Source organism: Fibrella aestuarina BUZ 2, assembly GCF_000331105.1.
GTDB classification, from domain to species: domain Bacteria; phylum Bacteroidota; class Bacteroidia; order Cytophagales; family Spirosomataceae; genus Fibrella; species Fibrella aestuarina.
On record NC_020054.1, the window covers coordinates 3555441 to 3567717 of the forward strand.

At 54.5% G+C, this 12277-nt stretch carries 11 protein-coding genes; 4 read left to right on the plus strand and 7 right to left on the minus strand.

Annotated features, from left to right (window positions below; genetic code table 11):
* Positions 1-70: 70 nt before the first annotated feature.
* Positions 71-490: a ribosome silencing factor gene (rsfS, locus tag FAES_RS14455; protein WP_041258973.1), complete on the minus strand. Its 420-nt coding sequence runs from the start codon at positions 488-490 to the stop codon at positions 71-73.
* Positions 491-624: 134 nt separating this feature from the next.
* Between rsfS and FAES_RS14460 the strand changes: the two genes are divergently transcribed.
* Complete coding sequence (locus FAES_RS14460; protein WP_015331976.1) at positions 625-1389, plus strand: biotin--[acetyl-CoA-carboxylase] ligase; 765 nt, start codon at positions 625-627, stop codon at positions 1387-1389.
* 163 nt (positions 1390-1552) lie between these two features.
* On the opposite strand, the gene FAES_RS14465 is transcribed toward FAES_RS14460, so the two are convergent.
* The 6 genes from FAES_RS14465 to FAES_RS14490 all read right to left on the minus strand — a co-directional run bounded on the left by FAES_RS14465 (position 1553) and on the right by FAES_RS14490 (position 7286).
* Positions 1553-1981, minus strand: a complete 429-nt coding sequence (locus tag FAES_RS14465) for a hypothetical protein (protein ID WP_015331977.1) — start codon at positions 1979-1981, stop codon at positions 1553-1555.
* 183 nt (positions 1982-2164) lie between these two features.
* A complete protein-coding gene (locus FAES_RS14470) occupies positions 2165-3241 on the minus strand; it encodes an acetate and sugar kinases/Hsc70/actin family protein (RefSeq protein WP_015331978.1) in 1077 nt (358 codons plus the stop codon).
* A gap of 88 nt (positions 3242-3329) precedes the next feature.
* Entirely contained in the window at positions 3330-4373 is a 1044-nt protein-coding gene (locus tag FAES_RS14475; RefSeq protein WP_015331979.1) for a hypothetical protein, read from the minus strand.
* Positions 4374-4477: 104 nt separating this feature from the next.
* A complete protein-coding gene (locus tag FAES_RS14480) occupies positions 4478-5185 on the minus strand; it encodes a hypothetical protein (RefSeq protein ID WP_015331980.1) in 708 nt (235 codons plus the stop codon).
* Positions 5186-5341: 156 nt separating this feature from the next.
* A complete protein-coding gene (locus FAES_RS14485; RefSeq protein ID WP_015331981.1) occupies positions 5342-6604 on the minus strand; it encodes an ABC transporter permease in 1263 nt (420 codons plus the stop codon).
* 91 nt (positions 6605-6695) lie between these two features.
* The gene (locus FAES_RS14490) at positions 6696-7286 is read right to left on the minus strand and encodes a DUF4136 domain-containing protein (protein WP_015331982.1); all 591 of its coding nucleotides are present in this window, start codon (positions 7284-7286) and stop codon (positions 6696-6698) included.
* Positions 7287-7577: 291 nt separating this feature from the next.
* Here FAES_RS14490 and sppA point away from each other — a divergent pair, with 291 nt between their 5' ends.
* The 3 genes from sppA to FAES_RS14505 all read left to right on the plus strand — a co-directional run bounded on the left by sppA (position 7578) and on the right by FAES_RS14505 (position 12271).
* The gene (gene sppA, locus FAES_RS14495) at positions 7578-9353 is read left to right on the plus strand and encodes a signal peptide peptidase SppA (RefSeq protein WP_015331983.1); all 1776 of its coding nucleotides are present in this window, start codon (positions 7578-7580) and stop codon (positions 9351-9353) included.
* A 192-nt stretch (positions 9354-9545) separates the two neighbouring features.
* The gene (tssD, locus tag FAES_RS14500) at positions 9546-11339 is read left to right on the plus strand and encodes a type VI secretion system tube protein TssD (protein WP_015331984.1); all 1794 of its coding nucleotides are present in this window, start codon (positions 9546-9548) and stop codon (positions 11337-11339) included.
* Between the two features lie 80 nt (positions 11340-11419).
* Positions 11420-12271 carry an ankyrin repeat domain-containing protein gene (locus FAES_RS14505; RefSeq protein WP_041257890.1) on the plus strand — a complete coding sequence of 284 codons (852 nt, stop codon included), beginning with the start codon at positions 11420-11422 and terminating at the stop codon, positions 12269-12271.
* Positions 12272-12277 lie beyond the last annotated feature (6 nt).

Here is a 12277-nt window from a genome sequence, read left to right on the forward strand (position 1 = left end):
AGGGGTAACACCGTTCAGAAAGCGAATGTTTAGCTGGCAAACGGTGGGTGGGAGCGGCAAAAACAAGCGATCAACCAACCCGTTGGATGGCAGGAACAATGTCGTCGTCGGCAATGTATTCGATCTCAGCATCACCCCAAAGCTGCTCCAGATCGTAAAATGCCCGGCGTTCTTTCTTGAATACGTGCGCGACTACGTCGACGTAATCGAGCAGAATCCACTCGCGGTTGGCTTTGCCTTCGCGGTTGAACGGGAACGTCCGGCTTACTTTCAAAATCTCTTCTTCGATCGAGCCAGCGATGGCGTCAATCTGGGTATCAGAGCTACCCGAGCAAATGATGAAATAGTCGGTAATGGCGTTTTTGACACGGCGAAGGTCCATCACGACGATGTCCTGCGCCTTTTTCTCCTGCATACCTTTTACGATCAGATCGCGAAGTTGCTGAGTAGTTAGTTCGGGTTGTTTGGCTAAAACAGTGTTTTGAATCATGCTTTGAATGTAAACTTGTGTGGCAAACGGGTAGCGGGTACGTTGCCAAGTCAAATGGGTATGCGTAGAAACACTACCCGACCGCACCATACACCATTTGACATGTCATGGTCATGTTATAAACGTAACAATCTTTGCACAAAATCTGTCCCAAAACGCTATTCGTTGGTCAAAAAATAGTTTACCTGCCAAGCTGTCACTCTACCAACGACGAAGCGTCCGATTTACTACTTACGACTGACGTATCGGAGGGTACGTTCGTCGTCACGGACCGGCAAACCCGCGGCCGCGGCCAGCGGGGCAACCAGTGGGAGGCCCAGCCGGGCCATAGTTTCACGGGTTCGCTCATTTTGTCGCCGACTTTTCTGGCCGCTACGGAACAGTTCTGGCTCAATATGGCTGTCTCGCTGGCGATCAACGATACGCTCTCGCCGCTGCTGCCCAACGGGGGGCTGACCATCAAATGGCCCAACGACGTGTATGTCTACGACCGGAAGCTCGGGGGCGTGCTCATCGAGAACACCCTACAGGGCTATAACGTCGCCCAGTCGATCATTGGCATAGGGCTGAACGTAAACCAAACCGATTTTGGCCTGCCGACGGCGACATCCCTACTGTTGGAAACACCCATTGACGAAGGGTACCAGCTCCCGGCCCTGCTGACGACGCTCTGCGAACAGCTGGAAAAACGCTACCTGCAACTACGGGCCGGGCAGCGGTCAGTCTTGCGGGAAACGTACCTGAACCACCTCTACCGTTACCAGCAGCCCCACCGCTACAACGCCGAGGGTCAGCCCTTCACCGGCACCATCGTCGACCTCGACCCGCTAGGCCGCCTTGGTATCTGGGTTGCTGGCGAGGTACGTTATTTCGGCTTCAAAGAAGTAGCGTTTGAGTAGGCTTCGCTGTCATTGGTGGTGTCATTTGCTGCGCGTCATTCGTCGTCACTGGTGGTCATTCATTGTCTTCGTTGTAAAAAGCGATCAATGACTACCAATGACAATGAATGACCACCAATGATCACGAAGTCAATTGACGGCACAGCCCAATGCCATTTCCCCCTCAAAAAATCCGGCTCCAGGCGAAGCGGATGAGCAGCAACGTACCAACGAAGCCCACGACGAGGTAGCCAAATGGTACGTAGGTGAAAGCCACGAGACGAAGCCGGTCGACAAACCACAGGATACCGATCAGCGCGGCGATGAGCGTAAGGAAACTAGCTAGTCGACCAAAGCCAGGTACGTAGATGAACGGTAATTTCTGCCGCACCAGCCACAACGTGGCGATCATGGTCAGGATGGGCAGCACCTGCAAGACAAGGTTCATGGCCCAGACACTCTGCCGCTCGAACAGAAACAGGTAAAGGTTGAGCGTCAGGGCGAACACACCGGGAATGCAGGCGGCATAGACCAGCACGGCGTAGGCATACCGCCATGTCCAGATTGCCTCCGTAGTCTCACCCGACCACAGGTTGACCAGAAAGGTGAGCAATGGAATCGTCAGAAAAAAAACGCCACTGTCCAGGGTTGAGCAGCGGCGTAGTCGAAGAGATCACGGAAGGTCATGGAAAGTATAAGGCACAATGGATAATGCACAATGTACAATGGGCGAACTGAAAACGTAACAGTTTTATAGCGAACGCTTCATTGTACACTGTGCATTATCCATTGTGCATTACTTCAGCGTCAGCAGGTAGCCGATGGTGAAGTTGGCGTCCCAGTCGAAAACGAATTGCTGGCAGCCCGTGGCGTCGGCGATGGCTTTGTAGATATTGAGGCCTGCTTTCTGCTTGGCGTTGTCGCCCTTGTAGTCGGCGGGGGCTTTCAGCACGGTGTAACGCTCCTTGCCATTCCGAACCTGCTTGGCCAATTCGAACGGAATACCGCCGATGATGAAGCAGGTTTTCCGACGACCGGCGGGTACGCCCTTCGCTTTGCTGTTGACTTCGCTGTAGACTTTGGCGTCGTCGGAGCCTTCCTGGAAATACTTGGCTCCGTAGGTTTCCAGAGCCGATACGTTGCCGTTCGTCTTCCACGAAATCTTGGTGTTACCCGACCCAATGTCGACTACGAAAGCATTGTCGTCGAACTCCGGAGGCAGCACGGCCCGCAGCGCCAGCCGACCTTCCTGCTCGGGCGTCACGGTGTTTACCACATAGTTGAGCGCCTTCAGGTTTTTGATGATTTTCTGGGTAGCATCGGCTTTCAAGGCACCCGAGCTCACCACAAACTGAATGTCGCGGCCACCCACCCCGAAGTTGAGCATGTTAGCGATGTACTGCTTCAGGCCCTCCCGGATGTCGAGGTCGGTCGCCATGTTTTCCAGTACGAGGCTGTTGCCAAAGTCGGCTTTTTCGAGCTTCCAGCGTTTCTGATCATCGATCCGAACGATGAACGAGTTGAAACCGCTGGCCCCCAGTTCGACCACGCCGCGCAACTTGCCACCTTGTGGTTCGGCCGCCTGGTAACCGAAGGCGCTGCTGGCCGACGAGGTGCCGTTCGACGTCGCCGACGACTCGCTGTCGCCCGTGCTTGAGGCTTCGCTGCTGCTGGTAGCTTCTTCGTTTGAGGCCGAGTTTTCGGTGTCGAGCCCGCCTTGAGGCAGTGATGGTGAGGAGACCTGTTCGGTTTTGTTGCCGCTCCGGAATTTGTCGATCAGGTCGATACCGGCAACGTACTTGAGGCCAAGGTAAACAAGGCCCAGAATGAGCAGCGTAATGATCAGCCGCCCGGCAGTGGTTAAGCGATTCATAAGGAGTGAAAAAGTGAAAGAGTGAATCAGCAAACGAATGAATGACTGGCGACGAATCCGCTCATTCACTCGTTCGCTTTTTAACTAATTAGTCTAACAGATTACGATAGCCTTCGTCTTTGGGCGGGTTCAGCACGCGGGCCTGCTGCGGGGCATCGAGTTGGTTGGTTGTCGCCGGGTTAAGCTGCACCATCGAGAATTCGCCCCGGTTGTAGGCTTCCAGCAACTGCTCCCCTTTGTCCGACAGCAAGCCGTTCTGAATGTCCACGCCATTGATGAAGTCCATCGAGAGGTCCATCGCCCGTTTCATTTCGCCCAGCTTCTTGCTCATGTCGTCCTGGATGTACTCCATCGACTCATCGAAGTAGAACTTCTTGTCGGGGTTGCCTTTGAAGATGCTGACCGCCGTTTTGAGCGCGTTCGAGCTTTCCTTCACGATCTTGTACTCGGTCTCTTTCAGCTTTACCTTGATGTCGGTTTCCTTGATCAGGTAATCGGCCGATTTGTTGACCTTTTCCATGAAATCGAGCACCGTTTTCATGTTGCGTTGCAGCGGGAGCAACTTCTCGTTCATCTCCTGCAAGCCCGCGCCTTCGATCGTCGCCAGCGTGGCGGCTTCTTTCATGCCGGGTTTGGTCGCGGCCATCTCATTGGCTTTGTTGGCCTCGGCAAATTTCTGCTTGATGGTGTCGTTGTTCTCGTTGATCTTCTTGTTCAGCTTCACCAGTTGCCCGGCCAGCGTGTCGATCTGCCCCTGCATTTTCTCGCGTTTCTCGCGCAGATCCTGCACGTAGATTTTCATGATGGCAATCGGGTCGAGCTGAATGATAGTCCCGGCCAGTTTGCGCATGAACGTTTTGAACAGGAAGAACACCGCCGTTCGGACGTCGCGACTGGTGAATAGAAACACCAGTAGGGCCAGCACCCCGAGCAAACCCGCCAGATAGAGCGTGTTTTCGGTAACGCGGATCAGAAACTCCACGATCCGGTTGAAATAAACGAGGCCAAGCGCGGCCACGGCACCCAGCACTAACATGCCTGCGATGCCTTCGGGGCGGCTCCAGAACGACCCTTTGTGCGGGTCTGAGTCGGCATTGCCGCCAGCTAATTGTGAAAAGTCAGGAGAAGCCATGGTTTACGTTAGTTAAGGCGTTTTCAAGTTGGCCTTTTCAGTTGGCTGACGCCTGTGTAATTCTGCGTCAGCCAACTGAAAAGGCCAACCTGAAAACTAGAAATTCATTTCAGGTACGCTGTAATCTTGGAAATATCGGCCTTGATCTGGTCGGTGAAACTGGCGTAGGTGGTTTCAAAATTGGCCCGATTCTGGTTGATCTTGGCGCTTTGCTCGTCGATCTCGCCACCAATTTTACCCAGCCGGTCGTTGTTAGCATTGACGCGCTGCTGCAATTCGGCAATCTGTTTGGCGATCGCGTCATTGTCGGCCTGGAGTTTTTTCTGTTCGGTCTGCAACCCACCGACTCGTTCCTGCACGGCGGCTTCCACGCTTTTCAGAAAAGCCTCGCGGTCGGTGCTTAAGGCCGCCAGATACTGGTTGGCAGCGGTGGCCAACGTACCTGGGTCGCCCGTACCGGCCATAGCCTTAAAGCTCGCCCAGGCTGCCTGAAACTGCTTTTCTTCGGTAAGCCCCAGATTGGCCAGGTTGCGCAAAATCTCGCGAAACTCGAAATAGTCGGGTCCTTGCAGGTTGGCTTTGCTCAGCACCCCCGCAAAGTGATCGACAAACTTGGTGTCGACGGCTCCCGTAGGTGACCCTGCGGCGGGCGAAGGCATCGGGGGCAGGGTGTTGGTGCCGGGCTGCATACCCGCTGGTACGGATGCAGGCGGCGTGGCCGAAGCGGGTGCACCGGCGGGGCCGCGTTCGGGGACGTCTTTGATGAAAAAGCCCAGCAACTTGTCGCCAAAACTCTTTTCTGTTTCTGCCATCGGTTGAAGTCGTGATTGACGTGACAATACTAAGGGCTTACGCCTTTCACACAACGATCAACTCGTACAAACGGTTATGGGGGTCAACAAACAGGGGTTTTACCCTTATGAAGTGTACAGCCAGCCTCAAAATCGGGGTTTGACGCCGCCAGACAGCTATTTCTTGAACACCAGCGCCTTAACTGGGTCGATCCGGTTGATGATGAGCGTTGGCACCCACATCGCCAGCGCGATAAGCCCCACCACGGCCGCATTGACCAACCCAATTACGGGCCAGTCCCAGGCGATGGGTACGTAGGTCATGTAGTAGTTTTTAGGATCGAGCGGGATCAACTGGTACCGATCCTGTAGCCAGCACAGGCCAATCCCCAGCGTGTTGCCGATCAGTAGCCCCCAGGCCACGATGCTCAGACCCACCACCACAAAGAGCCGCCGCATCAGGTCGTTGGGGCTACCCAGCGCTTTCATCAGGCCGATCATCGGGGTACGTTCCATCATCAGGACCAGCAGTACCGAGCCCATATTGAAACAGGCTACGAACAGAATCAGGACCAGAAAAACGGCCGTGTTGCGGTCGAGTAGCACCATCCAGTCGAAGAGCGTGCCGTATTGGTCGGTCACCCGGATCAGCCGCATCTCGGGCGGAATCTGGTTCAGCACGGCGGAGGCGGTCGCGTTGAGCTGGGTGAAATCGCGGACGAAAATCTCGAAGCTGCCGACCGAGTCGGCACCCCAGTTGTTGAGCCGCTGCACCAGTCGCCGGTCGCCGATGACAAACGTCTTGTCGCCCTCTTCCAAACCCGTTTCGTAAATGCCGGTGATGGTCATTTTGCGGGGACGAAGGCCGGTCGGGCTGGCGGGTGCCTCGCCCGGGCGGGTTTGGCCCGTAAAATAAAGGATCGCCGATTGCCCGACCGTCAAGTTGAGCTGGTTAGCAATGGTGCGGCTGATGAGCAGCTGGGTCGAATAGCCGTTGGTACTGGCCGAATCGAAGTTGGGCAACGTACCCGCTACCAGTGATTCGCGGAAAAGCCGCCAATCGTAATCAGGTCCGACGCCTTTCATGACCACCCCCGAGAGGTCGTCCTCGGCTTGCAGAATGCCCGCTTTCTGGGTGACACCCTGAAGATGACTCACGCCCGGCAGCGCCCGTACGCGGGCCACGGCGGGTGCGTTAAGGGAAATGGGTGGGGCGTCGTAGGAGACGTTATTGGAAAACTTAATGACTTGCAGGTGCGCGCCAAAGGCAAAAATCTTTTGCTGAATGGTGCGCTTAAAGCCGAACAGGATACCGAAGGCGATGATCAGCACGGCGAGACCAATGGCAACGCTGGCAATACCCACCCGCGTGACCGTCGCCGAGAAACTGCCCAGCGGCGCATTCCGTACCCGATTCGCTAAAAAGAGGGGAAGATTCACAGAGAGGGATTCAACGAAAAAGGTTCAATAGTCAAAGTTGCGATATGAATGACCAACTTTGACTATTGAACCTCTTACTTTGGGCTAATTTTTATCCCCTCACCTGCGGGAATTGCTCGACGATGCGTTCAACCTGCTTGGCCAGATTCTGGCTGATACGGGTTGGATCGCCCACGGCATTCTGCACGGCACCTCGCCAGACGAGGCGTTTGGTTCGGTTGTCGACCATATCGACTACGACCGTACCGGCTTCATATTTCTCCTGCGTGTACTGCGGGCCAAAACTGTTCCAGCCCCACCAGCCGGGACCCCAGCCAGCGTAGCCCCAGCGGCCCCAACCCGCATAGGGACCATAAAAACCATAGGGACCACCACCCGTGTTGTTGGCTACAGTGCGGGTCTTTTCTTCAACAAAAAAGTGATAGCCGATCAACAGATCGGGGCGGCGGCTGGTCTCCTTCAAGCCTTTCTTGGCTAGTTCAGAAACCACCGTTTGCTCGACCTGATCGGACGCCAGCTGATTGTAGTAAACCGGATTTTTGGTGCCTTTCACGTCGGAATCCATCCAGGCGAAAGTGCGGTATTTCGAGAAATCGACGTTTTGTGCCTTGTCGACCGCCACGCGGGGGGCACAGGCTGAGATACCCACCAAACAGGCGAGCAGGATGAGTGCATTTTTCATAGATCAGTTGAGCATTGTTGTTCATTAGATAACTGAAATAGGGTTAGAATAGTTAGTTTATAGACTAATTATTGGCTCATAGAATGAAGGCTGGCGCGACAGAAGCGAGGTCGCCAGTTAGAACCCGTCAACTGCCACTACTTACAGGTTAGAAACGCTTATGCCCCACTCATCCACGATACAAAGCGTTTAACCCAAAAACACCGGGCGCTGCAACCCGTCGGCTATTTTTACCGTACTTAATCTGTCTGCCGGGCGCTACGTCGACGGCTGTTACCCCAATTCGTCTTTATGCGACAGTTTCTGAAGTATTTGCTGGCTACCCTGTTGGGGCTGGTCATTTTCACCCTACTGGGTATTCTCATTTTTGCCGGCATCATTGGCGCGGCTTCTTCTAAAGGAGACGTGACGGTGGCCGATAACTCCGTACTCAAAATCAAGCTCGACGAACCCATCCGCGAGCGAAGCCGTACCAACCCATTTGCGTCGTTCAGTGGGGGCGATGATGCCAACGTGATGGGGCTGGTTGAAATTAAGGAAGCCCTGAAAAAGGCTAAGGACGACGATAACATCAAAGGCGTTTACATCGCCGCTGAAAACCCGCAGGCGGGCTGGGCCACGCTGGAAGAAGTGCGTAACGCGCTGATCGATTTCAAAACCTCGAAAAAGTTTGTCTACAGCTACGCCGAAGTAATGACCGAAAAAGCCTATTACATCGCCTCGGTAGCCGATAAAATCTACCTTAATCCGGCGGGCGACATGGAATGGAACGGCATATCGGCTGAGCTCACGTTCTTCAAAGGATCGCTCGACAAGCTGGGGCTGAAACCCGAAGTGTTCCGGGTAGGGGAGTTCAAAAGTGCTATCGAGCCGTTCATTCGCGAAAACATGAGCGAGCCGAATCGCCTCCAGGTGTCGTCGTTCCTGAACTCGATCAACGATCATTTCCTGACGAGTGTGGCCAAAAGCCGGGGCGTATCAGCGATTACGCTGCGCCAACTGGCCAGCGACCTGACCATTCAGACGCCCGCCGATGCCCTCCGGGCCAAGCTGGTTTCCAACGTGGGCTATTACGACGAACTGGAAGGTGAAATCCGGAAACAACTGAAACTCGATGAAAAGAAAAAAATCGAGTTCGTTACGGTAGGCAAGTATAAGAATGCCGCCTCGGGTGATGAGAGTGACGATGACGACAAGGTATCGAGCAAGAACCGAATCGCCGTGATTGTGGCCTCAGGCGACATCAATACGGGTTCGGGCGATGATCAGAGCATCGGCTCCGACAAGATTGCTGGGGAGATCAGAAAGGCCCGGTTGAACGATAATATCAAGGCTATTGTGTTGCGCATCAACTCGGGGGGCGGCAGCGCGCTGGCGTCGGACGTGATGTGGCGCGAAGTGCAGCTGACCCGGAAAGTGAAGCCCATTGTGGCCTCGTTCTCTGATTACGCCGCCTCGGGCGGGTACTTCATGGCAATGGGCTGCAACAAGATCGTGGCCCAGCCCAACACCATCACGGGGTCGATTGGCGTGTTTGCGCTGCTCTTCAATACCGAAAGTCTGTTTAAAGACAAGTTGGGTGTCACCTTCGACCGGGTGCTGACCAACCCCCACGCCGACTTCCCGAGCGCCACCCGTCCTCTCACTGATTTCGACCGGAAGGTGTTGCAAACGGGTGTCGACCGGATTTATGCCAGCTTCACCAAGAAGGTGGCCGACGGCCGTAAGCTGCCCATCGACAGCGTGCGGGCGATTGCCGGTGGTCGGGTTTGGACGGGCACGCAGGGCAAAGCCATTGGCCTGGTCGATCAGCTCGGTGGGCTCGACGACGCCATCAAACTGGCGGCTACCGAAGCCAAACTCAAAGACGACGACTACCGCCTGCGCTACATGCCCGCCCTGGAAAGCCCCGTTGAGCAGTTTATGAAATACTTCGGCGATTCGGACGACGATACCCGCCTGAAAGCGGTGTTGGGTACGTTTGCCCCGGCCGTTCAGCAGGTACGTAAGCTACAGTCGCTCAAGGGTATTCAGGCGCGCCTGCCCATGGAAATGGATATTCGGTAGTATAAGCAGAGTGTTTTAAACCAAAAGCGGCGTTGCTGATGACACACAAGTCCATCAGCAACGCCGCTTTTGGTTGTTGGCTGACGGGACTTTGATACCTTTAGCTAACTTATCGGTCGTTCAAGTAGCCATTGGGCGGCATATTCGTGGGTACGTTAGTGACTCAAACGACCACTAGGTAACATTGACGGTATGGCTTCATTCACGGCATTTCTGGAGGTAGGCGGGAAGCAGTACCCGTTGCAACGGTACGAACTGGGTATGCGGCAGGATATCGACCATCTGGGTCGGCCCGCCTCGCCGGTATTGGGGGTAGCGATCACCTGTACCCTCCATTCGCCCGTTTCGTCCGATTCCTTTTTGTATCAGTGGATGCTGTCGCCTACCATGCAGCAGGACGGCAAGATCAGGCTATTGCAGGCGGGGGCGAAGGCTACGGAAAAGACCATCAGTTTCTTCAATGCGTACTGCATCGATATGAACCTGAATTTCTTTCCGGGCTTGTCAGGCGGAATAGGCAGTAGTTGGTTGCAACTCCAAATCAGCCCGCAGCGGGTGGCTGTGGGGGCCATCGTTCACGACAACAACTGGCCGCTGGATAGCCACGGCGCGGGCGAGACGTTCAGTCTGGCTGCTTATCAGGCCAATAGCGTAACGGCCAAAGCTCCGAAGCCACCCAAACCGGCGATCTGCGCCCAGGTAGCCGACGCCACCGACATGCGCAAGTCGAAAAAAGAGCGCTACAACGCCCGTTTGGCCGTGATCAATGAAGCAAGGACGCATATGGCACAACAACTGCCGGGTTCGAACGCCATGATTGCTCCGGCGGATGCGACGCGAGTGGCCAAGAACTTACCCGCCGTTGCTGAACAGGCTAGTTTGGAAAAGCTAACAAACCGGCTTGAGTTGAATAACCGGGCTATTGAACGGGCTCGACTCGTCGATGATATTTATGTGTGGGGGAAAGAAGATTTGTATAAGTCGCAACTAACAGACCCTGATCCTCAAAAAGCGGCCGCCGCAGCTAAGAACCTGGCTGACATCCAGAAAAAGCTGAAAATGCCGGGTGTACATCCGCCTGAAGGTTGGGTAATTAAAGAGCCTTTTTACAAAGACCCTGCTACCGGATTTGCTTATGCGGTTTATCAATCTACGTTTGAAAAGCCAGCCAGGCCGGTGCTTGTTTTTCGAGGAACGGATAATGCCGATAACGCTGTGGCTGACTGGAAAACGAACGCTCTACAGGGTATGGGCATGGAGACCCGGCAGTACTCACAGTCGATTGATAAAGCCTTGGAGTTAAAAGATAAATATGGTAGCCGGATGGAAATAGCAGGCCATTCTAAGGCCGGAGGACAGGCTGCTGCCGCCAGCATCGTAACCGGTTTAAAAGGGTTTACATTTAATGCGGCTGGCGTTCATGAAAAGACGGTGCAGCGTTACGAAAAAAGCCGTGATGATGCGAAAAAACTGATTGCTGGTAAACCCTTGGTTAATGCATTCAACTTTCCGTACGATATTCTTAGCAATGTACAGGACGTTCCTCAACTGAAAAAAGCGGCCACCATATCAGGTGCTTTGCCGTTGGTTGGCTTTGGTGGGGGCGGATATGGCGGTGCTATGGCAGGCGGCAGAGCCGGAGCGGCGGTTGGTCCTTATGTAAACCCATTGATGCCTACTTTTTTGAATAAACTTACGGGGCAAGTTGGCGGAGGTGTTGCAGGATCTGTTGTTGGTGGAACATTAGCCGCCTTATTGGCTCCAATTGTAGGAGCGAAAGTGTATTTCAACAACGAGATGCCGCCTGCAGCGGGTGCACGTACGACATTGCCGGCTCAGGATATCAATGGTAACAAGATTGATAGTCCCGGTCTACGAAGTACATTAGATCGGGTTGAATACCACGGTATGCCTTATTTAATCGACTCGATGGAGAAGCAGAAGAAAGATGATTTGAAAGGAATCGCAAAACAGTTGGGATGCTAAGGCAATTAAGTAAACTCATCGTCTTTTTTTTGGGTAGCCTGCTTTTTTCAAGTGCCGGTTGCCAATCACCCACGTCATCCATGGATCAACGCGAAGACCAATTCTTTGAGCCCGCCTATCAACCCCTGGCCCGAGCCGTTGCCCAAGGGGATTTGACCGCCATTCGCCAGCAGCTCGCCGCAGGACTAGACGTCAATCACGTGGGCAAACAGGACATGACGTTGCTGATGTGGGCCATCGTCACCAAAAACAAGCGCAGCCTGACGTACCTGCTCGAGCAGGGAGCCAACCCCAACTACAAAGACGGGCAGGGTACCCAGCCGGTGGGCTTAGCCGCAGGGTTGGACGATATCGACTATTTGCGGATTCTGCTGGATCACCAAGGCGACCCCAACAGCGAAGACCGGGGCGAGAAAGCGCTGATCACGGCGATTCTGAGTTTGTTCAAGCCCCATATCTACCTCTTGCTCGACAAGGGCGCCGATATCAACGTAACCAAGAAAGACAATCAGGTAAGCGCAGTGACCCTGTTGGCTAACTTGAACCAGTTTGAGGATGTAGCTAACTTTCTCAATCGTAATGCAGACTATCAAAAGGCCTCGTCGGTGGGGCGCACACTGCCCTATGCAGTGCAAGACGCCACCCCCAACAAGGGCACAGCGGGCTACGAGTGGCAGAAGAAGGTGAAGCAGATGCTCCAGGAACGGGGCGTTCACTTTCCGGTGGAGTCGCCGTTGTATAGCAAGCCCGCCTGGCAGCCCATCCGTCAGCGGTGGTATGAGTCGCCACAGGGGCAGGTCTATCGGGCAAGGCTGGAGGAACTGGGTCGGGATCCTGAGGGCTTCGGCGAGAAGTGGCGGGCGCTTCATCAGCAGGAAGAAGACGCCTTTGAGCAGTGGATGGCTGCCAACAACATTGAGCAGCCCGACTAGCGGTGA